The sequence below is a fragment of the Stenotrophomonas sp. STEN021 genome (genome assembly GCF_056760175.1).
In genome coordinates this window covers 67,099-89,656 of the sequence record NZ_JBRREH010000002.1, presented here as the reverse complement: position 1 = coordinate 89,656, position 22,558 = coordinate 67,099, and the positions used below count along the sequence as shown (strand labels likewise).

Sequence of the window (22,558 nt, the reverse complement as noted above, 5' to 3'; positions counted from 1 at the left end):
GGTCTCTTTACTGACTGGGCGGTGGGCTGACCCACACTTTCCATCCTTGCCCTTGTCTGTCAAAAGCCCGCGCTCCCACTGGAGGCAGGCAGGTCCTAGGGTGAAGCAAACAACAAACCCGGCGAACCGGGCCGCCCATTATGCCTTGCGCACCAGCTACTTGCAAACTGCAAGCAGGTTGGCACTGACATTGGCTGAACAGGCAAGCAAACAGGGAGGTAGCCGAAGCCCCTCCCTGTTCAGCAAAGCAGCAGGCCCGAGGGCCGACGGCTTACTTCTTCTTCGGCGCGATCATCATGACCATCTGCCGGCCTTCCAGGCGCGGACGGGACTCGATCACGATGTCCTCACCCAGATCAGCCTCGATCCGGTTGGCCATCTCGCGACCCAGTTCCTGATGGCTCATTTCGCGGCCACGGAAGCGGATGTTGACCTTGATCTTGTCGCCGTCCTCGAGGAAACGGCGCATGTTGCGCAGCTTGATCTGGTAGTCGCCCTCATCCGTGACCGGACGGAACTTCACTTCCTTGATCTCGACCTGCTTGGTCTTCTTCTTGGCCTCGTTGGCCTTCTTCTGCATCTCGAACTTGAACTTGCCGAAGTCCATGATCTTGCAGACAGGCGGATCGGCCTGGGGCTGGATTTCAACCAGGTCCAGGCCTTCATCTTCGGCCATGGACAGCGCTTCGTCGCGCGACAACACGCCAATCATTTCACCGTCACTGCCGATCACGCGTACGCGCGGCACCCGGATTTCCTGATTACGGCGGTTCTGTTTGTTGTCAGGGATACTGATATTGCAATCTCCAAGTGGATTAGTACCGGCCCTGCGGAGTGTCCGCCGGGGCCGGGGCCCTACTTACTTCAATGCTTCAATTCTGCCTGCAGCCGCTCGACGAAGGCCTGAACCGACATCGAACCAAGGTCTTCACCGGACCGCGTGCGTACCGCCACGGCCCCGTTCTCCTTCTCGCGGTCGCCCACGACCAGCAGGTACGGTACGCGCTGCAGCGTATGCTCGCGAATCTTATAGCCGATCTTCTCGTTGCGCAAATCGGCGTCAACCCGGAAGCCTTGATTTGCAAGGCTTTTGCGAACTTCGTCGACGTAATCGGCCTGGGCGTCGGTGATATTGGCCACCACCACCTGCACCGGCGCCAGCCAGGTCGGGAACGCGCCGGCGTGCTGCTCGATCAGAATGCCCAGGAAACGCTCCATCGAGCCCACGATCGCACGATGCAGCATCACCGGATGGCGCTTCTGGCTGTTCTCATCGACGTATTCAGCGCCGAGGCGGCCCGGCATCATGAAGTCGACCTGCATGGTGCCCAGCTGCCAGGTACGGCCGATGGCATCCTTCAGGTGGTACTCGATCTTCGGGCCGTAGAAGGCGCCCTCGCCCGGCAGCTCCTGCCACTCGACGCCGCAGCTGGACAGCGCGGTGCGCAGCGCGCCCTCGGCCTTGTCCCAGGTCTCATCGTCACCCAGGCGCGATTCGGGACGCAGCGCGATCTTGATCTGGATTTCCTCGAAACCGAACGCCTTGTACACCGCCAGCGCCTGCTGGTGGAAGGCCGTCACTTCGGCTTCGACCTGGCTCTCGGTGCAGAAGATGTGGCCGTCGTCCTGGGTGAAACCACGCACGCGCAGGATGCCGTGCAGCGCGCCGGACGGCTCGTTGCGATGGCAGGCACCGAACTCGCCGTAGCGGATCGGCAGGTCGCGGTAGCTGTGCAGACCCTGGTTGAACAACTGCACGTGGCCCGGGCAGTTCATCGGCTTCAGCGCATAGGTGCGCTTCTCCGATTCGGTGAAGAACATGTTGTCCTGGTAGTTGTCCCAGTGACCGGACTTCTTCCACAGGCTCACGTCGAGGATCTGCGGGCAACGTACTTCGCCGTAACCACTCTGGCGGTAGACATTGCGCATGTACTGCTCGACAACCTGCCAGATCGACCAGCCCTTCGGGTGCCAGAACACCAGGCCCGGCGCCTCTTCCTGCAGGTGGAACAGATCCTGCTGCTTGCCGATGCGGCGGTGGTCGCGCATTTCAGCTTCTTCGATGCGCTTGATGTAGGCCTCAAGCTGCTTCTTGTCGGCCCAGGCGGTGCCGTAGATGCGCTGCAGCTGCTCGTTCTTGGCATCGCCGCGCCAGTACGCACCGGAGATGCGCATCAGCTTGAAGGACTTCAGGAAACGCGTGTTCGGCACGTGCGGACCACGACACATGTCCACGTATTCCTGGTGGTAGTACATGCCCATCGCAGTGATGTCATCGGACATGTCTTCGATCAGGCGCAGCTTGTAGTCCTCGCCACGTGCCTTGAAGATTTCGACCACTTCCGCGCGCGGCGTGACCTTCTTGATCACGTCGTAGTCCTGTGCGATCAACTCACCCATGCGCTTCTCGATCGCCGCCATGTCTTCCGGCGTGAACGGGCGCTCGTTGTAGATGTCGTAGTAGAAGCCTTCAGCGATGACCGGGCCGATCACCATCTTGGCCTCCGGGTACAGCTGCTTCACGGCATGGCCGACCAGGTGGGCGCAGGAGTGGCGGATGATCTCCACGCCCTCCTCGTCCTTGGCGGTGATGATGCGCAGCGAAGCGTCGTGATCGATCACGTCGCTGGCATCGACCTGCACGCCATCAACGGCGCCGGCAATGGTGGCCTTGGCCAGGCCCGCACCAATGGACTGGGCAACGTCCATGACGCTGACCGGGTTTTCGAACTGACGGACGCTGCCGTCTGGGAGAGTGATGTTGATCATGGGATTCACCAAGGGTCACGGCCCGCCGGGCGGGCTGGAAACAACGCCGACAGGCGCGATTTCACGAGTTCATGGAATTCTGGGCAATAAAAAAGCGCCACGACGGCGCCTGCATCAGGGCGGTGGCGGAAGATCAGCAGTGGGCGATGGTAGTGCTCATGTCACACGCTCGGCCGGCGCTTGGCGCGGGCCACCTCGATTGCCGAAGGGGTTGTTGGGGGAGATAGTAAACCAATCGGGGCAAACCTGCTCTGGGGGGCTTTCCGCGCCACACGCCGCCCTCAGCGCCAGAAGCCTGAACCCCAGCCTCCGCAGCCGGACTTCAGCAGAATCAAGGCGCCCAAGCGTCGCGCCGGCCAGCAACCCGGGACCGCCCCGAAAGCCCGGCAAAACCCGTAAAACCGGCAACAAGGGGAAGGCCCCGATGGCCGCCTGCGGTCAGCAACCGACGACCCAACCAGCCGACCTCATCGAAGCGGCCGCACACCCACGAATCCTCAATGCCCAGCCACACCCAGCTGCCGCCCAGCCCCACCAAAAACCGGAAGATTCTTGCTCACGCAGTGAATGCCGCCGCCACCGGCAGCAATCGGGTCAATATTGAGCTGGATGATCTCGCGCCCCGGATAGAGCGACTTCAGCAGATCCCTGCAGCGCGCATCCGCCTCGGCATCACCGAACTCGGGAGCGATGACCGCACCATTGATCGGCAGGAAATTGATATAGCCAGCTGCATAGTCAGCCTCACGCGTATACATGTTGTCGCGCGGCGTCTGCGGCGGTGACAGCGTATGCACCTGCAAGCGTCGCCCGGCCGCATCGGTGGCTGCTTCCAGAATCTCCAGATGACGGCGGGTAACCGCGAAATCATAGGACTCAGGGTCGTTGTCGAGATTGGCAATGACCACACCTGGCGAGGCAAAACGGGCATAGAAATCAACATGGGCATCGGTGATGTCCTGCCCCTTGATTCCCGGCAGCCAGATGATCTTGCGCAGACCGAGCAGCGACTTCAGTTCAGCCTCGACCTGCGCCCTGCTCATGCCCGGATTGCGGTTGTCGTTGACCCAGCAACTCTCGGTGATGATCGCCGTGCCGTCACCGTCCACCTCGATACCACCGCCTTCGCCGATGAGCCGGCTGCACATATAGCGCGCCCGAAGGTCCGCACTCAGCGCCTTCGCCACAGCGGTATCGCCAGCGAAGGCCTGCTTGCGCCCCCAACCGTTGAAATTGAAATCAACCAGCCCGAGCTGCGCATCGCGCCCGAGCACAAAACAACCGCCGTAATCGCGTACCCAGATGTCATCGAGCGGCATCGGCATGTAGCGGATATTGGCATTGCCGCAAGCACGCCGAGCCTCAGCCTCCTGCGCCTGACGGCAAAGCACAGTGACGGGTTGATAGCGGGAAATCGTGCGGGCGAGCAGCGCGACAGTCCTGTTCACAGGCGCAGCCCAATCACGCCAGACAGCCCTGGATGCGGCATAGGCCAGAAACACACGCTCCTGCGCCATCTCCTCCGCCGGCATGCGCCAGCCCTGCCCTGCTGCATCCAACGGCGCACACAAGCCACTTTTGATAGATGCCGCCGCGCCAAGGCCAACGGAGAGCTGCGCAAGAAACTGCCTACGGTTCAACATCACATCACCTCAAGGATAGGTGGCGATTTCATCAGACAGCCAACAGGCATATGTGAACCGGCAACTACCGATGCGGAAGGCGCCAGCAGAGGCCCTGTTCCACAGCACAAGCGAATAGTCCCGCCCAGCTGATGAAGGCGCTGTCGCGAGCGAAGGCGGGTGGAACCAATACAGCACGAAGCCAAGCAAGGCTGCTCAGCCTTGACCATCAGCGAATAAATCCGGATCGCCACGGAAGCCTCCGGGCAGATGAGGCGGAATGCGAGGCCCACAGGCCTGATTCGCTCTTCATGTGATTCCACCGAAACCGCTGCGCCGGGTTTCAAGTGGTGGGCGGTACAGGGTTCGAACCTGTGACCCCTACCATGTCAAGGTAGTGCTCTACCGCTGAGCTAACCGCCCGTTTGAAGCCTTTCTACGTTACGAGGGCCGAATCAGCCGCACTGCAACGCATAACATCACCTGAAAACAAAAAACCCGGCCAGCGCCGGGCTTTCGTGGCCACTTCGCGAGGAAGTGGTGGGCGGTACAGGGTTCGAACCTGTGACCCCTACCATGTCAAGGTAGTGCTCTACCGCTGAGCTAACCGCCCTTCTCAACAACAATTAAGCGTTGCGAGGGCGCGTATCTTAACCCTGCTCTTCACGAAGAACAACCGTTTTTTTGAAATATTTCACACCGGGCCGGCTCAACCCAGATTCGCTTCCTTCAGGCGATGGATCTGGTCGCGGATACGTGCGGCATCCTCGAACTCCAGGTCGCGGGCGTGCTGGTACATGGTCTGCTCCAGCTCCTTGAGGCGCGCCGCCAGCTTGGCCGGCTCCAGCGGCAGGTAATCCGCCTCGGGCTCGGCCACGCGACGGCCCTTGCCCTTGGCACTGGACTTGGGCGAGCTTTCCTCATGCGCTCCTTCCAGGATGTCGACGATGGGCCGCATCACCGACTGCGGCACGATGCCGTGCGCCTCGTTGTACTCCACCTGCTTCTGCCGACGACGGTCGGTCTCGTCGATCGCCGCCTGCATCGAACGGGTGATCTTGTCGGCATACAGGATCGCCTTGCCGCGCACATTGCGCGCCGCGCGGCCGATGGTCTGGATCAGCGAGCCGGTTGAACGCAGGAAGCCTTCCTTGTCGGCATCGAGGATCGCGACCAGCGACACCTCAGGCATGTCCAGGCCTTCGCGTAGCAGGTTGATGCCGACCAGCACATCGAACTTGCCCAGGCGCAGATCGCGGATGATTTCCACGCGTTCGACCGTATCCACGTCCGAGTGCAGGTAGCGCACGCGGATGCCGTGTTCACCCAGGTACTCGGTGAGGTTCTCGGCCATGCGCTTGGTCAAGGTGGTGACCAGCACTCGGTCGCCCATCTTGATGCGCTCAGTCGCCTGCGACATCAGATCATCGACCTGGGTGCCAACCGGGCGGATCTCCACCTGCGGATCGATCAGGCCGGTCGGGCGCACCACCAGCTCGGTGATGTCATCGCCCGACTCGCGAAGTTCGTACGGACCCGGCGTCGCCGACACATAGATGGCACGCGGCGAACGCGCCTCCCACTCTTCGAAGCGCAGCGGACGGTTGTCCAACGCAGACGGCAGACGAAAGCCGAACTCGACCAGCGTCTCCTTGCGCGAACGGTCACCCTTGTACATGGCGCCGATCTGCGGAATGGTCACGTGCGATTCGTCGATGACCAGCAACGCATCCGGCGGCAGGTAATCGAACAGGGTCGGTGGCGGATCGCCAGCCGCCTTGCCGGTGAGGTGGCGCGAGTAGTTCTCGATGCCGTTGCAGTAACCAACCTCGGCCATCATTTCCAGATCGTACTGGGTGCGCTGCGCCAGGCGCTGCGCCTCAACCAGCTTGTTCTGCGCGTACAACTGCTCCAACCGCTCCTTCAGCTCGACCTTGATGGTCTCCACCGCCGCCAGCACGCGCTCACGCGTGGTCGCGTAGTGGGTCTTCGGATAGATGGTGTAGCGCTGCATCTTGCGCAGGCTTTCGCCGGTGAGGGGGTCGAACATGCTCAACTGCTCGATGTCGCCATCGAACAGCTCGATGCGCAGCGCCTCGCTGTCCAGCTCGGCCGGGAACACATCGATCACCTCGCCACGCACACGGAAGGTGCCACGTTGCAGTTCGTACTCGTTGCGGGTGTACTGCAACTGGGTCAGGTGCTTGATCAGATCACGCTGATCGATGCGCTCGCCCTTGGACAGGATCAGGCGCAGCGACAGATAGTCTTCCGGCGCGCCCAGGCCGTAGATGGCCGATACCGTTGCCACCACAATCGCATCCGGCCGAGACAGCAAGGTCTTGGTTGCCGCCAGGCGCATCTGCTCGATGTGTTCGTTGATCGAGCTGTCCTTCTCGATGAAGGTGTCCGAGGACGGCACATAGGCTTCAGGTTGGTAGTAATCGTAGTAGCTGACGAAGTACTCCACCGCGTTGTTCGGGAAGAACGCCTTGAACTCGCCGTACAACTGCGCGGCCAGGGTCTTGTTCGGCGCCATGACCAGCGTTGGTCGCTGCACCTGCTGAATCACATTGGCGATGGTGTAGGTCTTGCCCGAACCGGTCACACCCAGCAGCGTCTGCTTGGCGATGCCGGCCTCGAAGTTGGCCACCAGCTTTTCGATGGCGGCCGGCTGGTCGCCGGAAGGCGAATACGGCGATACGAGCTGGAAGCTGTCGGACATGAGGTCAACGCTGCTTTAGGGACATTTCAGTATAACGAGCCGGACGCCCACGCCGAGGCAGGCGCTAAACCCAGGTTCAGACGCAGATCCCGGCTAGTGCAGCAACAGCCCTCTTCGGCAACGCTGTACTTCCGCGCCGCCCAAAATCCAATGCCAGTCCAGCCCTCCTCCCCCTGCCATCGCGGGCCCCGACGCGGCTTCACGCTGATCGAACTCATCGCCTGCGTTGCGGTAGTGGCGATATTGGCCGCCATCGCCCTGCCGGAATTGCAGCTCTCGCTACGCAGACAGCGTGCAATCAACATCCAGAACTCGCTGGTGGCCCACCTGCATCTGGCGCGTGCGACCGCCCTGTGGCGCCGCCAGACCACGCAGATCTGCCCAACGACCAATGGCCACCATTGCTCCCAAGACAGCGACTGGGGAACGTCCTGGCTGATTTTCCTGGACCCGGACGGCGATGGAATGCCCAACACCCAAATCGACATCATCCGCGTCACCATGGGCACCAGGCAGGATCACCTGAGGGTACTCGGCTCATCCGGACGCCCGCACCTGCGCTACCTCGCCGATGGACGCAGCGCGGGCTCAAATCAGACCATCGTCCTGTGCGACCATCAGGGCACCCTGCATGCCAGCGTGATCATCAACAACAGCGGCCGTGTGCGCAACACGCGAGCCGACGGCACGCGAAACTGCCCTCGATGAAACACAGGTCTTGCACTCCGCCGTTTCGCTGAGTAGAATTCGCCTCCCCGCCCGAATAGCTCAGCCGGTTAGAGCACTTGACTGTTAATCAGGGGGTCGTTGGTTCGAGTCCAACTTCGGGCGCCAGATAAAAAACACAAAGCCCACCGAAAGGTGGGCTTTGTGTTTTCTGTGCACAGCAGCACCTCGCCAAGGCTCCAACACCAGTCAATCCAGAAAAAAACCCGCCATTGCTGGCGGGCTTTTCCTCATGACTGTGACCTTACCAACACTGGGCAAGCGCTGCCGTACCACTCTTGGTACGTACACCTTGCGCATTGAGGCTCAGCGTCCCGCACTTCGGGTCCTTCTGACTGGATGTTGGTACCGCCTGCAGGATGTAGGCACGCGCGGTTGGATCCCCACCCTGGAAGCCAACCACGTAGAAACTGTTCAAATCGGCCTCACAAACTGGTGCAGGCGCCCCCACATAAGTCAGATTGGTAGTGTGGAACCTTTCCATGGTTTGCGCATGCTGTTGCAGGCAACCTGCAACCGCGGTACGTCGCGCCTTGACCACATACTCCCGATAATTGGGATAGACGATGGCTGAAAGGATCGCAATGATCGCAACAACAATCATCAACTCCACCAAGGTGAAGCCCGCCTCACGCGAGGTTGCACCATACCTACGCTGCACACGAACCATGCTGTTCATCCCCCTTACTCCCCGACCAACTCGCGCCAGGAAACGCGCTTGATGTTGCCATTATTGTTATTGGTCTTGATCTTCTTGTAAGAACCGTCGTCCAAGCTCGTATACATGGTGTCGCCGATGAAGATAGGGTTGTTGGGGCTGCTCCCGTAACCGATACCCGATACCGGCACGCCATCCAATGAGTCCTTGCCGTCGACAACGCCATCGCCGTTCACATCGAAGAAGCCACCGGAAAGCCGGCCACCGGTAAATGGATCGATCGCCATCGTGTAACCCTTGCCGGTCGGGCTGCAAACATCATCCGAATCAGGAATACGCGTCGTACCCACCAGGGTCAGACCCTGGAAGAAGTTCGGAACAACCATGCGCTCACCAGCAGCAACACCCGTAGACGGCAGAAGGTTCATATACCAACCGTCCGCGCCCGGTGCCGACACGCGCTCCAGCGCACGCAGATCATAGCCATCATCCGACTTGCCCTCGGCGATGACACTCACCTGCTTCATGCCGGCGGTGCCCGAAATAGTCGAGCCCTTGTCGATCAGGCCATACCACGTCTGCACATCCTTGTTGGCACGGTCAGCCGAATTCAGGTAACGACCAGTTCCCAGGAAGACCCAGGTCTGCAGGGTCTTGGGATTCACTGCCACCAACGGTGCAGCGGTGATCGGCTTGCTCGCCCCAGCAGCAAACAACAGGCTGGCGGTTCCGGTAGCAAGCTTGAAACGCCACACATTACCCTTGAGGTCGCCCGCATACACCGTATCCACCAGACCATTGCCGGCGGCGGACCAGGCATTTATGCCCGACAATCCATTGTCACCGCCAACCGCGGTGGATATGGTCGAGACATTGCCATTGGCAAGGTTGATCGTAACCAGCTTGGCAATACCGTCCGCGCTGTTGGGGCCATTGCCCAACACAACGCGCCAGTCGCCACTGGCAACCTGGGAGACAATGGGCTGGCCGAGGTTGTTACCAAGCGCTGCATTGCTGATCTCCCACATCAATGTGGGCGAAGCCGGATTGGTGACGTCCAAGGCGAAGATGGTCTTGCCACCACGCCCCATGGTACCGACCATCGCGGTACGCCAGCGCGAACCGTCGAACCAGTCTGCCGCGGTCATTGCACCGTCAACGGTATAGGTATGCTCGTAGTTCGGATCGGTGAACTTCTGGGTACCAGACAGCTGGGCCATCGCCTCGGTAGGCACGAAGGCAAACAACTCCCTGCCGGTATCGGCGTTGAACCCGTGCAACATGCCGTCATTGGCCCCCACATATACGACCGGGGTGCGGGTAGCCTGCGCGGATGCAAATGCGGCGTAAGTACTGGCACCTGCGAACGTACTGTTGATGTACAGACGGCTATTGGGCTTACCCACATATACTGGTTGCGAGTTGACGATGTCGCCCAGCAGACTCACCCGATTACGGTACGTACCGCCATTGCTTTGCTCACCAGAACGATCACCGCGCAGGTAATTGACCACCGCCGCGGAAAGACCGCCAACCGCGCCCTGGAACGCAGTCAGCGTGCCGCCACTGTTGTAGAAAATCTTTCGGGCATTGGTGGTGGCATTGGTCGGCCCCCAGACCGGGAACTGATCGGCCGCCGACCAGGCCTGGGTCAGGGCACGGGTATCCGTATCAACATCATAGGCATAGAGACGACCTGCCCATTCGCGTTTCTGGCCCGTGACGAACTGCGCCTGGAAAGTACGTGCACCGGCCTCGAGCTTGGTGGTGTTCGCAGCAAATGAACTGGCCGAACCTTCCGCCTTCTTGGCGATAGCTTCGAATGCCTGCCGCAGACTGGCGACCATCTTGTCAGCTTCGCTGGCGACATAGAAATTGTCCGGACGCGGATAGTTGTTTTTGGTGCTGGTGACACCACCACCCGTACCACTGGTCAGGTAATCCAGATTTTTATGCCACCAGGACTCCTGCAACGCGGTAGTCGTCAGCGGGTCAAAACCAAGCGGCACATCAAAACCGCCGTACTTGGCCGCCAACCAATACTGATTGTTTTCCTTGGGCTCCAGAACCTGGTTTTCACGAACATCCACCCAATAGGTAGACAGGCTCTGCGTACCAATGGTGTTCAACTTGCCAGCTTTATCCGCGCGGATGTCGTTGGTGTTGGCGTAATACGCCAAGCCCGCAATGAACGCCGAGTTTCCGCGGCCACTGAAAGAGCTCGCATCGGCCCTCTTGGCTATCCCCTCCAGATCGAAGATCTTCTGCGTGTATTTCACCGCCAGATCATAATCCTTGTCGGGCGTATTCGGGATATCCCTGTCCTCATGGGTATTCACGTCACCAATACCCAGGGCGGCGTTGACCTGGCATGAATAGCGAATTGGATCATCCCAATCGGTGATTACAGGAAAACCATCTGCGTAACTGTAGCTGGTAGCAGTGCTGTTGGTACTGATATTACTGTATTCAGCAATATTCCCCTGATTCCGAAAATAGCGCAGCGCAGCGTAGTACAGCTCGCTGACCGGGTCATTGCTTTTTGGGCTGGCTGACGTCATCTGCCCGAATTTGTTCAGGTAGTTGATTACACCACTGTCTGCCACACCGTAACCCGTAGCCGTCGCGTCCCTGCTATCAGGATTGCGAACCTGCACACCTGTTGCTGCGTCCCATTCGGCATTGGCATTCGTTGTAATACCATTCTCGGGATAATAGCTGTTCGGGCCGACAAACTTCTGCCGCGCTCGCATCACGCCACCGTTCCGGCCATTGCCAGACTGGTTGAGGAAACCAAAGATGCTATAGCGGATGCGCTTTGAATACTCCTGAATCAACCCCTCGGGCTTGTAAGACCCCGAATATTTCACACAATTACTTTCCAGCGGCAGGACAGAGGTATCACAGACCTTGACCCGCACACTGACTTGATACACCTTGCCTTCGTCACCCTTGCTGCCGGTCGTCAAGGTATGCTTCGACGGGTCGTAGGACAGAACCTTCTTGGAATCTCCAAAATCGGAAGTACCAGTTGAAGTAAACTGCATCTGGTTACCCAGCCCCTCGATTTTCAGGGTGAAGTTCGACCAGGTAGATCCCGTGGCACTGGCAACCAAAGTGGCATTATTACCTGACGCCGGAAGACGACGATTGGCATAGCCGCCATAACCCGGTGCGTGCCGCGCCTTCTCAAGCCAGGTCTCGGTCGTCGTATCCTTGACACGGTAGCCACCGGTCAAACCTGAGCGGAACGGATCAATCGTCTGGGTAGCTGCCCAGTTCATGAAATTTCCGCTCCACTGCTTGGCAGCAGTACATTTGAAGTCCGTCGCCAGCCCAATAGGGTAGAAATACCGGTCAGGCTCATTGTCACTGTAGCTATACAGATAGCACTTGGTCGGGTCGAAATAGCCTGAGTAGCGCCGGGTAGCGGAATAATCACCGATATTGGCCTGGCTATGAATGGTCGGATATTCCACCGACGGCACCAGCACCAGATTGCCCGGCACATCACTGCCGACATACATGGGTGACTGCGCGATCTCGACGGCGGGCACCTGCATCGAACAGATGGCGGCAAACAGGCCAATCGAAAAGGCACCGAGACGCCGACGTATCGCCGCCGACCTACCACTGGTTTGAAGGTTGTTCTTGTTCATGATCTTTCGGAGCCCCAAGGCGACGGTACTTACTTGACCGTGATATTGGATTGCAGCACCACCACAGCGCGGTCAGTCACCGCTGCGGGATCGTGGCTGCGGGCGATGATGCGGTAGAACGATTCCAACGTGATACCGCCACCACCGCCGTATTGATTGGCATTGGCGCTCTGGTTCTGCTGCAGTTCGTCGGTACTTTCGCGCTGCCCCAGGTACTGGACGTAGTACTGAGGCCTACCGGCAGCCAGTGTCTGCGTGGCCGTGCCATTGACCCAGCCGGCGCCACCGCCGGTGTAGGTACTTGCCGGCGGAATCGGGCAGGCCGTACTGGCCAGACTGCAGTCCACTCCAATTGAGTTACCCGATACCACGGCGGCGCGCACTGCCACCTCGGCCTCCCGCAATGCGGATTCAGCCGACTGGAACGCCAGACTGCGGTCATACATGTTGCCGCTCATCCGCTCACGCAGCAGCGTGCCGCGGATGCTGGCCAGACCGATCAAGGTAATCACCACCAGGATGATCAGCACAACCAACAGGCTGGCACCTCGCTGCGAGAGCGCCTGCGCAGGCTTGAAATGGATATTTTTCATTGCGCGCGACTCCTCAAGGTCACCACATATTCCAGATCACGACTCAAGGGCACGTTGCCGCTACCGACCGCGCTGTCGCTGTTGACCGTAAATGTGATGCGGATGGCTGACACGTCCTGCCAACCCGCGACCGCACCAGCTGCCACATACTTGGTGGTGGCCGGATCCTGCAGATACGACAGCTGCATGTCATTCACGCCCTCGACCATTTCCTCCCGCGCCGCACCATTGAACACGCGGAACAGTGAGCGCCCACCGCGACCATTGTCGGCGACAAACCAGCGCACGCCATCGAGTTTGCTGATCACCGAATTGCGCGGATACAGGTACGGCGGCGCCGACGCATTGCAGGGGGCCGGCAATACATTGAGGCTGTTGCTGCAATTGCCGCCATTGGCGTGACTCACGCTGGTGGCACTGACCGCACCTGCGCGAAACACCGCCAACTGCCTTGTATCACATACCATCAGCACGTCATTGGTAGCGAACTTGCTGCCATTGTCGACAGTAAGCACCGTACCGGCATGCGCACTGACGTTGGCAATCGCTTGCCCCACCAGCAACAACTGCAGGGCATCAGTGCCTGCGGCCGAGCCCCCCAGGGCGCCATTGTCATATCCACGTACGGGCTGCGACCAGGTACTCCACCAACTTGCCCCACCCAGGTCTGCCACATTGGCCACCGGTAGTCCGATATCACAAGGATTGCCGCCCGCCTCGCGGATATCGCGCGCCATCATCTCGAAGCCGAACTGCATGTTCTCCTGCACCTTGCCTAGGCCATCCGTGGTCCGGTACGCCTGCTGGCTGGAGACGAAAATCATCGCCACCGCGCCAAGCACCACCAGCCCGATAATCAGCGAGATCATCAGTTCGATCAGGGTCATACCGGCCATGCGGGCCCGCGAACCCAAGGTCGTTGCACGTACACCACTCATAGTCGCACCACCGTTTGCACCTGGCGCTGCACACCGCCCTCGACATTGTCGGCATTGTCCGCAGCAGCGTCACTTTGTTTGCCGCGGGTGTCATCCCATTGCACGGTAACCGTGCATAACCCGGCGGCGCAGGCTATCTGTCCACACACGCTGTCGTCATTCGGATCTTTGGTGATGCCATTCTTCAGCGACGTCAGCCATCGACTCACGTCGTCCTGGGCCAGGCTGCCGCCGCCCGGCACACTGCATTCCATGCCATCGGTGTTGTAGGCGCCTGCCAATGCTTCCTGGCGATTGGAGCGCATGGCGTCAATAGCCGAATAGGTGTAGGCGACAATCTGGCTGCGCTCCAATGAGCTTTGGCCATTTCTCAACGCCGTAGCCTGCATCGCGGCAATGCCCAGCAAGGCAATGCCCAGCACCAGCACCGAGACCATCACCTCGATCAGGCTGACACCCTTCTGACAACCTCGCGAGGGCGCCTGCCGGCAACGAACCAATTCACTTTTCATCCATGCACCCCGTATCAAGGACATGCGCCACCACCATCGACCCGACTACTGCTGATACGCGCAGCCGAGGCAAGGGTGATGACGCGTTGATTGTCTGCCGGGGATGTCGTCGGTAGGCATACGGTAATAGTGCTGTTGACCGCAGTGCTGGACAGACCATCGGCCCGGAAAGTGATCCGGGCGACACCGGAACTCAACTGGACCGGCTCCTTCACAGCATTGGCCCGCAGCACGGAACCATCCGACTCCAGGACCGTCAGCCAGTTCTTTGCCCAGCCTCCGCCACAGGTCGCTCCATTGGCACTGCCACAAACCGACACGCGGGCATTTCGCTTGATTGCCTCGCTACGCGCCAACTGCAGCGACGCAACCAGCTCATTGGCGTTGCTGCTCAAACGACTGGAATTGATCATCGAGCGGAACGATGGGATGGCGATTGCGGCAAGGATCGCAGCGATGGCCACCGTCACCACCAGTTCCACCAGGCTGAATCCCTTGTCGCGTCGACGCACGCCTGCGCGACGAACGACTGGAAGATTACTGGGCATACCTTTCCCCATTTGGACGCCTTACTCTATTTGGCACCGTAGGGACACTCCAGCAGTTGCGGGATGAACGGCCCGATCCGGCGCATGAATGGCTACTTACCCCCAGGACCATCGACCACATGTCCTCACCGCAGCAGGCCGAGCTCAACCCACTGGACCCGCTCTCGCAGGCCCAGACCATCATCCGCATCATGCTTACCGGCGAAGCCCTGGCCGCACTATTGACGCTGTCCCAAAGCGCGCGCGTGGACCTGCTCACCTATTTCGGACTGGCCTCTTTCACCATCCAATGGGTGGCACTTGCATCGCTTGCGCTGCTCTATCTGGCGCGTCGCAGGCTGCGCCGCGCCAGTCCAGCACAGATCGCAGGTGTCGCACTGATCGCCCTGCTCTGCAGCACGTGGCTGGTAACCGCTCTAGCCTGGGCGGTACTCCACGACACCTGGCTTTCCCCGCCCGAGGGCTGGCTGCCGTTTGCAGCGAAAATCAGCACGCTGGCCCTGCTGGTCGGCCTATTGGCATTGATTGCCTTCCAGAGCCACTGGCGACTCAGGCAATTGGCGGTGAGGGCGAAGCAGGCCGAACTGGAAGCGCTGCAAGCGAGGATCCGCCCTCACTTCCTGTTCAACACCCTCAATACCGGCGCAGCCTTGGTGCATCTACGCCCGCAGGACGCCGAGCGACTGCTGCTGGATCTCGCAGATCTATTCCGGGCTGCACTTGCAGGCCCCCGCGAAATACCCCTGAGCGAGGAGCTCGCGCTGTCTCGCCGCTATGCCGAAATCGAGGGCCTGCGATTTGGCGAGCGCATGCGGATTCAATGGGATATCCCCTCCCCAATCCCGTCGCTGCAGGTCCCAACCCTTTCCATCCAGCCCCTGATCGAGAACGCCATCCGCCACGGCGTCGAACCTGCGCCCAACGGCGGACAGATACTTGTTCGCTTGCTGCGATTGTCAGACAGGCTGGAAATCCTGATAGAAAACGACCTCCCTCCTGCCCACGCACCCAACCTGCACACTGGTCACAAAGTTGGGCTGGAATCCTCCAAGGCCAGGATCCGTGCACTTACTGGCGGGCGAGGTGACGTGACGACGCGAATCAAGGACGGCCGCCACATCACCACCATTACCCTACCCGCCTGATCCCACCGATCAGGCAACCACCTGATAACAAGGACGGTACTCACCGGAGATCTTCATCCGGCGCTGCTCGACAAACGCGCGCAGCAGTTCGTCCAAGGCCTGCATCATCTCGCTGTCGCCATGGATCTTGAACGGGCCGAATTCCTCGATCCGGGCCATGCTTTCTTCCTTGACGTTGCCGGCGACGATGCCGGAGAACGCACGCCGCAGGTCGGCGGCCAGGTCCGGCGCCGGGCGGCCCTTGTGCAGGTCCAGACCTGCCATGGCTTCATGCGTTGGCACGAACGGCTGCTGATAGGCGAGCGGGATATCCACCTGCCAGTTGTAGAAGAACGAGTCACGCTGCGCCAGACGGAATTCACGCACACGCTTGATGCCCTGCGACATCCTGCGGGCCACGCCAACCGGGTCACCAACGATGATCTCGTAACGCTCGGCGGCCTTGTCACCCAGGGTCAAACGGATGAAACGGTCGATCTGCTGGAAGTACGGCGCAGCAATGGCCGGGCCACTGAGAATCAACGGGAACGGCAGGTCCTTGTTCTCCTCGCTCAGCAGGATGCCGAGCAGGTAGAGGATCTCCTCGGCGGTGCCGACGCCACCCGGGAACACGATGATGCCGTGGCCGAGACGGACAAACGCCTCCAGGCGCTTCTCGATGTCCGGCATGATCACCAGATGGTTGACGATCGGGTTCGGCGACTCGGCGGCGATGATGCCCGGCTCGGTGATGCCGATGTAACGGGTATTGGTCTTGCGCTGCTTGGCATGAGCAATGGTGGCACCCTTCATCGGCCCCTTCATCGCTCCCGGGCCGCAGCCGGTACAGATGTCCAGGCCGCGCAGGCCCAGCTCATAACCGACCTGTTTGGTGTACAGGTATTCGTCACGCGAGATCGAGTGACCGCCCCAGCACACCACCAGGTTCGGGTCGCTGGGCGCCAGAATCCGCGCATTGCGCAGCACGCCAAACACCGCGTTGGTGATGCCGTCGGAGGTCTCCAGATCGGAGGCATATTCCGGCCCCAGCTCGATCGCCATATAGGCCAGGTCGCGCACCACCGAGAACAACAGCTCGGCGATACCGCGGATGATTTCACCATCAACGAACGCGACTGCCGGCGCATTGCTCAGATCGATGCGGACACCGCGGTCCTGCTGGGTCACCTGCACATCGAAGTCCGGATACAGGTCGCGCGCAGCGCGCGGGTCATCCGAAGCACTGCCACTGGTCAGCACGGCCAGTGCACAGCGCCGTAGCAATTCATGCATGCCGCCGCCGGAAGCGTCGCGCAAACGCGCCACTTCTGCCCGCGACAGCACATCCAGCCCACCGCGCGGGTAAATACGTGCGTCCTGCACCGGCAACGCCCTCGCTGCCCCTTCATTCTTGGTCATTTCCACAACTGCTCCTTCCTCTTTGGCGATCGACTTTAGCGCTCCCCCCATTAAAAAGAAAACGGCCGGGTTGCCCCGGCCGTTTTCGGTTTACATCCGATCAATCAGACGATCAGAACTGGTAGCGGAAGCCCAGCTGCAGCGACCACTGCGAGACGCCCTGGTTGAAACCATCGGCGTCCGCGTTGGCGGCGGTCGGCTTGTCCGTGTACAGCTTGTCGTACACGTACTTGCCGTTGGACATACCCGCCAGGTTGGCAACGCGGGCATTTGCATAGAAGCCGTAGTCGTAGATCTGACCCCACTTCTTGTTCAGCATGTTGCCAACGTTCTGCACGTCAAGCCAGATTTCCGACTTGTGGCCCTTCATGAAGCCCGGCAGTTCCTGCGACACGCGGATGTCGAAGGTGTTGATCCAACCGGTACGGAAGCCGTTGGCCGGCGCATAGCTGCCAGCGTACTTGGCCAGCTGCGGGTTCTCTGCCAACCAGGCGAAGAACTGCTGCTCCAGCTTCGGATCAGCGGTGAACTTGCCAGTCTTGGCGTCGAGGGCGCCGAACAGCACATCACCCGGACCCTTCGGCACGTAGAACAGGTCGTTCGAGCTACGGTTATCACCATTGGCGTCGCCGTTGAAGATGTAGCTGTACGGACGACCACTGCGGCCTTCGTACACCAGGCCAACACGGGTCTGGTAGTCACCGAAGAACTTGTGCTTCCAGTCCAGCGAACCGGAGACTCGGTCCTTGATCTCGTAACGCGAGGTGGTCTCGGTGTTCGAGTTGACGTTGAAGGAATACTGGTTACCCCAACCCGAGCTGGCGGTGGAGCTGGTCAGCGAACCAACTTCGGTGGCGTCGGTGTAGGTGTAACCCAGGCTCCAGGACCAGTCGCTGTCTTCGCTGAACGGCTTGCTCAGCGACACGGTGAACTGGTTGGTGCGGCCCTTGTCGGTGTTCTCGATCAGGAAGACATCTGCGTAATCACGGTTACGACCAAAACGGTTGTCCCCGGAAGCCCAAGCGCCATTCACGCTCTTGGACGGGTTCCAGTACATGTCACGGCCATCCGGACCGATGAAGGACGGCACGGTTTCACCATCCACGACCTTACCGATGTTCAACGCCTTGTAGTACAGGCCGTCCTTGACCTTGGTGACCAGCACCTCGGCCGACGCAACGATGCCATACCACGGCAGTTCATGGTCGAACGCCAGGTTGGCCTTGTACAGCGACGGCAACTTGAAGTCCTTGCCAACGAAGCTCACACCCTGAGCTGCACCTTCAGTGGTCGGAACCGGCTGGTTGCTACCATCCGGGCTGAACGGCAGCGGCGGAGTGGCCAGCTCATTGGTGATGTTGTACGAATCGTAGTTGAAGCCGGTGTTGGAGAAGCTGTTGCTGATCCACACCTGCGGCGCATCACCCTGGAACAGGCCAACACCACCACGCAACTGGGTCGGGCGATCCGAATCGAAGGTGTAGTTGAAACCAGCGCGCGGCTGGATCAGGAAGCCACTACCGAACACCTTGCTGTTGTTATAGCCAAAGTAGGCATCCGCCGGTGCGTTGTACTGCGGCGACGGGCTGACTTCCGGACGATCACCACGCAGACCCAGGGTCAGGGTCAGATTGTTGTTGACGTACCAGGTGTCCTGCACGAACAGACCAAGGTTGCTGTTCTTGTAGTTGGCCGCGATCGAACCCGGAGCGCGCTCCTTGTTGAACTGGTAGTTGGACCAGTTGCCCTTGGCAAAGTTGTCCAGGCCGAAGAACGTGTAAACACCCCAGCTGGCGCGGCCGAACAGGTTGTAGATGTCGTTGTCGCTGTAGTCGACACCGAACTTCAGGGTGTGGTCGCCGAGGATGTAGCTACCCGAACCGGAGTAGTTCCAGGTCTTGGTCTGCAGGATGTTGCCCTGCGAGTTGATTTCGGTACCCATGAACAGCACATCGCCAGACGGACGCGCCTGGGTGCCGTCGAAGTAGATGGCGATGCTCGGTGCATTGGTCGGCACGACGCGCTCGGAGGCAAAATCGCGGTACGAGACCTTGAACTCGGTGGAGAAGTTGTCGCTCCAGTCGCTGAACAACTGGCCGACATAGCTCTCGACCGTCTTGTTCTGCTGGTACCAGTACGAGCTCAGCGAGGCCTGGCTGCTGCTGCCCATGCCGTTGATGCGCAGCTTGCTCTGGTCCAGCTTGCTGTAGCGGACGCTGGCGCGGTGATCGTCGTTGATGTTCCAGTCGATCTTCAGCGCGTACTCTTCCAGCTCGGTATCGCCGTTGCTGGACAGGCCACCGGCATCGATACCGTAGGTGTCCTTGGCGATCTGCTGCGCCTTGGCAACTTCAGCCATGCCGTACTTGGCGCTCGCCTTGCCCAGCACGCTGCTGCCGATGTCGGCACCCGGAGCGGCCTGCTTGAACTTCTCATAGTTGGCGAAGAAGAACAGGCGATCCTTGAGGATCGGGCCGCCGAAGGTGGCGCCGTAGGTCTTTTCTTCGGTGAAGCCGTTGAACTTCTTGCCGTCCGGGTTGTTGCCGAACCAGTCGCCATCACGGTAGGTGCCGTACACCGAGCCGTGGAATTCATTGGTACCGGACTTGGTCACGGCGTTGACGGTTGCACCGGCAGCGCTGGCGATGGACACGTCATAGTTGGACAGGTTGATGTCCAGCGCTTCGATGGCTTCCATCGACACCGGCTGACGCCGGGTGGTCATGTTGTTGCCTTCCAGACCAAAGGTATCGCTGGCGGAGACGCCGTCGATGTTGATCGAGTTGTAACGCGGGTTCAGGCCACCGGCCGAGATCGCGCCCGAAGCGCGGTCAACGAAGGCCACGCGCGGGTCAAGGCGCATGTAGTCCTGGATGTTGCCGCCGATCGACGGCAGCGCTTCCATCTGCACCTGGCTCAGGTTGGTGCCCGAACCCATCTTGGTGGCGCTGAAAACTTCCGAGCCGCCGCCGACGCCGACGACCTGGATGGCTTCCAGGTTGGTAGCAGCCAGGTCACCGGTCAGCTGGGCATTGATGGTGCCGGTCTGGTTCACGCCCAGGTACACGCCATCTTCGGTCTTGGTGCCTTCACCGGGCTTGGTGATGGTGATGGTGTACGGACCACCCACGCGCAGGCCGCGGGCGTTGTAACGACCAGCCGCGTCAGTGGTAGCACGGCTGACCGTGCCCGACTCGACGTGGGTGATGGTGACTTCAGCGCCAGCAACCGGCTGGCCGCCGTTGTTCATGACCTGACCGCCGACGCCGGCAGAGGTGCTTTGTGCGAAAGCCGGAGCAGCCGCAAGTGCGGCGACAAGACCAAGAGCAAGCTTGGACATCCGGATGCGAGGGTGGTTCATTATGGGTAGCCTCGATACGAGTTGGCGATTGAGAAAAAACGCGATCCATCAGCCCCGGGGTCAACCGGGCGCCTGATCGTCTTGAATCTTGGGGGTCCCTTCCGAGGCGGTTTCAGCCGCAACGGTTAAGATAAGGTTAACACGGTAATGACAATTTATGACTGCAAGAAGACAGCGATATTGCGCTGCAGCAGTTTTCCTTACGGCAGATCAATCAGTTAGCGGATTGACGCCAGATAGGTCCCCAGACCATCCAATAGCATCTGTACCGAAATTGCGACCAACAGCATGCCCATCAGGCGCTCCAGCGCGGTCAGTGCGCGCGCACCCAGCAGCTTGTACAGCAAGGTTGCCGACATCAGGATCGCAGCGGTCGCCCCCCAGGCCAGCAGCAGGGCCAGACTCCAATCAGCCAGCCGCTGAGGCTCGTTGCTCCCCATCAACATCACCGCAGCCATGCCTGAAGGCCCGGCTATCAGCGGGATCGCCATCGGCACGATGAACGGTTCACCGTCCGGTATCGCGCCCATCAGGCCTTCCGGACGCGGGAAGATCATGCGGATGCCGATCAGGAACAGCACGATGCCGCCGGCGATGGCCACCGACTCCTGACGCAGGTGCATCAACTCCAGCGCGTATTTGCCGCCCCATAGAAAGGCCATCAGCACGGCCAGCGCGATCAGCAGCTCACGCACCAGCACCACCCGCTGACGCCGGGGCGTCAACGGCTTGAGCAGGCTGAGGAATACCGGGATATTGCCCAGCGGATCAAGAATCAAAAACAGCAGCAGGGCCGCCGAAAGGATGGTCACGGCGCCAGGTCCAGCACCTTTCCACGCCACTGCGCGCCGCTGGCGGCAAGCAACTGCACACTGGCAGCGGCGTAATTGGCTGGATCCACCGGTGCCGCATCTTCTTCATGGGTGAATGCGCGCGCCCGCAGCCCGGTGCGCATCGGCCCCGGCTGCATGCCACAGACCCGAACCGGACCGTTGCGCAGCTCGTGGTGCAGGCTCTCGATCAGCCCGCGCAGCCCGTACTGGGCTACCCCATAGCCGCCCCAATAGGCCTGCCCCACCCGCCGTGGATCATCCAGCGCGAACACCACCGCCGCGTCCTCACGCTGGCGCAGCAGCGGCAGGCAGGCCTGGGTCAACCAGGCACGGGCGGTCAGGTTGACGTGGATCGCCCGCGCGAAGGCTGCCGGATCACCGGACGCAAACGGGGTCAACCCGGCGAAATCGGCCGCGCAATGCAGCACGCCGTCCAGCCGTCCGAGCCCGGACTCCAGCCGTTCGGCCAAGGCTGCGTAGTCATCGGGGCTGCCGCCCTCCATATCCAGCGGATACAGCATTGGCTCAGGCCCAAGCTGCGCTGCGCTGTCGTAGACGCGATTGAGCTTGGCAACCTTGCGGCCCAGCATCACCACCGTCGCGCCAGCCTCCGCGCAGGCCCGGGTCGCCGCAGCGCCCAGACCGCCCGCTGCGCCCGCCACCAGAATTACCCGACCGGCCAGATCGGCGCCCTCGCCCACCCGAGGCTGGGCACTCACGCTTGCCCGGCCTCGGCAACGATGCGCTTGAGCTCACCGGATTCCAGCAGCTCCAGAATGATGTCGCAGCCGCCGATCAACTCCCCATGCATGAAGAACTGCGGGAAGGTCGCCAGGTTCGAATAGCGCGGCAGGTTGGCCCGCACCTCCGGGAACTCCAGCAGGTTGACCGTGCGCAGGTTGACCGCTCCGGCTGCCGTCAAGGCCTGCACCGCGCGACTGGAAAAGCCACACATCGGGTACTGCGGCGTACCCTTCATGAACAGAACGAGGGGGTATTGCTCCACCTCAGCCTGGATTTGTTCCATCACCGGCATTCGAATTCTCCCTACTGCGAAAGAACGGCCCGTCC

17 protein-coding genes and 3 tRNA genes are annotated in these 22,558 nt (G+C 60.5%); 3 read left to right on the top strand and 17 right to left on the bottom strand.

What is annotated here, in order from left to right; all coding sequences use genetic code 11:
- Positions 1-271 precede the first annotated feature (271 nt).
- The 6 genes from infC to uvrB form a co-directional block, all read right to left on the bottom strand.
- Entirely contained in the window at positions 272-796 is a 525-nt protein-coding gene (gene infC, locus ACVOL0_RS01005; protein WP_481547493.1) for a translation initiation factor IF-3, read from the bottom strand.
- 68 nt (positions 797-864) lie between these two features.
- Positions 865-2,769, bottom strand: coding sequence for a threonine--tRNA ligase (gene thrS / locus ACVOL0_RS01000; RefSeq protein ID WP_481509864.1), 1,905 nt, complete (start codon positions 2,767-2,769; stop codon positions 865-867).
- Positions 2,770-3,266: 497 nt separating this feature from the next.
- Positions 3,267-4,412, bottom strand: coding sequence for an agmatine deiminase family protein (locus ACVOL0_RS00995; protein WP_481547482.1), 1,146 nt, complete (start codon positions 4,410-4,412; stop codon positions 3,267-3,269).
- Between the two features lie 327 nt (positions 4,413-4,739).
- Positions 4,740-4,814, bottom strand: a tRNA-Val gene (locus ACVOL0_RS00990).
- A gap of 115 nt (positions 4,815-4,929) precedes the next feature.
- Positions 4,930-5,004: transfer RNA gene (locus ACVOL0_RS00985), tRNA-Val, on the bottom strand.
- Positions 5,005-5,100: 96 nt separating this feature from the next.
- Entirely contained in the window at positions 5,101-7,116 is a 2,016-nt protein-coding gene (gene uvrB, locus ACVOL0_RS00980; RefSeq protein WP_481547481.1) for an excinuclease ABC subunit UvrB, read from the bottom strand.
- A gap of 96 nt (positions 7,117-7,212) precedes the next feature.
- On the opposite strand from uvrB, the gene ACVOL0_RS00975 reads away from it, so the two are divergent.
- Both ACVOL0_RS00975 and ACVOL0_RS00970 read left to right on the top strand, forming a co-directional pair.
- Complete coding sequence (locus ACVOL0_RS00975; RefSeq protein WP_481547480.1) at positions 7,213-7,824, top strand: GspH/FimT family pseudopilin; 612 nt, start codon at positions 7,213-7,215, stop codon at positions 7,822-7,824.
- A 49-nt stretch (positions 7,825-7,873) separates the two neighbouring features.
- Positions 7,874-7,950, top strand: a tRNA-Asn gene (locus tag ACVOL0_RS00970).
- Between the two features lie 136 nt (positions 7,951-8,086).
- Here ACVOL0_RS00970 and ACVOL0_RS00965 read toward each other — a convergent pair.
- The 6 genes from ACVOL0_RS00965 to ACVOL0_RS00940 are packed head-to-tail and all read right to left on the bottom strand — an operon-like array spanning position 8,087 to position 14,750.
- Positions 8,087-8,521 carry a type IV pilin protein gene (locus tag ACVOL0_RS00965; protein WP_481547479.1) on the bottom strand — a complete coding sequence of 145 codons (435 nt, stop codon included), beginning with the start codon at positions 8,519-8,521 and terminating at the stop codon, positions 8,087-8,089.
- A 5-nt stretch (positions 8,522-8,526) separates the two neighbouring features.
- Positions 8,527-12,159: a pilus assembly protein gene (locus ACVOL0_RS00960; RefSeq protein WP_481547478.1), complete on the bottom strand. Its 3,633-nt coding sequence runs from the start codon at positions 12,157-12,159 to the stop codon at positions 8,527-8,529.
- 29 nt (positions 12,160-12,188) lie between these two features.
- Positions 12,189-12,752: a pilus assembly PilX family protein gene (locus ACVOL0_RS00955; protein WP_481547477.1), complete on the bottom strand. Its 564-nt coding sequence runs from the start codon at positions 12,750-12,752 to the stop codon at positions 12,189-12,191.
- Complete coding sequence (locus ACVOL0_RS00950) at positions 12,749-13,690, bottom strand: PilW family protein (protein WP_481547476.1); 942 nt, start codon at positions 13,688-13,690, stop codon at positions 12,749-12,751. Before ACVOL0_RS00950 ends, ACVOL0_RS00955 begins: the two co-directional genes overlap by 4 nt.
- A complete protein-coding gene (gene pilV / locus ACVOL0_RS00945) occupies positions 13,687-14,202 on the bottom strand; it encodes a type IV pilus modification protein PilV (RefSeq protein ID WP_481547475.1) in 516 nt (171 codons plus the stop codon). The genes ACVOL0_RS00950 and pilV overlap by 4 nt, the downstream gene beginning before the upstream one ends.
- Positions 14,203-14,216: 14 nt before the next feature.
- The gene (locus ACVOL0_RS00940; protein WP_481547474.1) at positions 14,217-14,750 is read right to left on the bottom strand and encodes a GspH/FimT family pseudopilin; all 534 of its coding nucleotides are present in this window, start codon (positions 14,748-14,750) and stop codon (positions 14,217-14,219) included.
- Between the two features lie 119 nt (positions 14,751-14,869).
- On the opposite strand from ACVOL0_RS00940, the gene ACVOL0_RS00935 reads away from it, so the two are divergent.
- Positions 14,870-15,895 carry a sensor histidine kinase gene (locus ACVOL0_RS00935; RefSeq protein WP_481547473.1) on the top strand — a complete coding sequence of 342 codons (1,026 nt, stop codon included), beginning with the start codon at positions 14,870-14,872 and terminating at the stop codon, positions 15,893-15,895.
- Between the two features lie 9 nt (positions 15,896-15,904).
- Here ACVOL0_RS00935 and ppnN read toward each other — a convergent pair whose 3' ends face one another.
- The 5 genes from ppnN to grxD form a co-directional block, all read right to left on the bottom strand.
- Positions 15,905-17,293, bottom strand: coding sequence for a nucleotide 5'-monophosphate nucleosidase PpnN (gene ppnN, locus ACVOL0_RS00930; RefSeq protein ID WP_481547472.1), 1,389 nt, complete (start codon positions 17,291-17,293; stop codon positions 15,905-15,907).
- A 112-nt stretch (positions 17,294-17,405) separates the two neighbouring features.
- Positions 17,406-20,633, bottom strand: coding sequence for a TonB-dependent receptor (locus ACVOL0_RS00925; protein ID WP_481547471.1), 3,228 nt, complete (start codon positions 20,631-20,633; stop codon positions 17,406-17,408).
- Between the two features lie 239 nt (positions 20,634-20,872).
- Positions 20,873-21,466, bottom strand: coding sequence for a YhgN family NAAT transporter (locus tag ACVOL0_RS00920; RefSeq protein WP_481547470.1), 594 nt, complete (start codon positions 21,464-21,466; stop codon positions 20,873-20,875).
- Positions 21,463-22,206 carry an SDR family NAD(P)-dependent oxidoreductase gene (locus ACVOL0_RS00915; protein WP_481547469.1) on the bottom strand — a complete coding sequence of 248 codons (744 nt, stop codon included), beginning with the start codon at positions 22,204-22,206 and terminating at the stop codon, positions 21,463-21,465. Before ACVOL0_RS00915 ends, ACVOL0_RS00920 begins: the two co-directional genes overlap by 4 nt.
- Entirely contained in the window at positions 22,203-22,523 is a 321-nt protein-coding gene (grxD, locus tag ACVOL0_RS00910; RefSeq protein WP_481547468.1) for a Grx4 family monothiol glutaredoxin, read from the bottom strand. Before grxD ends, ACVOL0_RS00915 begins: the two co-directional genes overlap by 4 nt.
- Between the last annotated feature and the right edge of the window lie 35 nt (positions 22,524-22,558).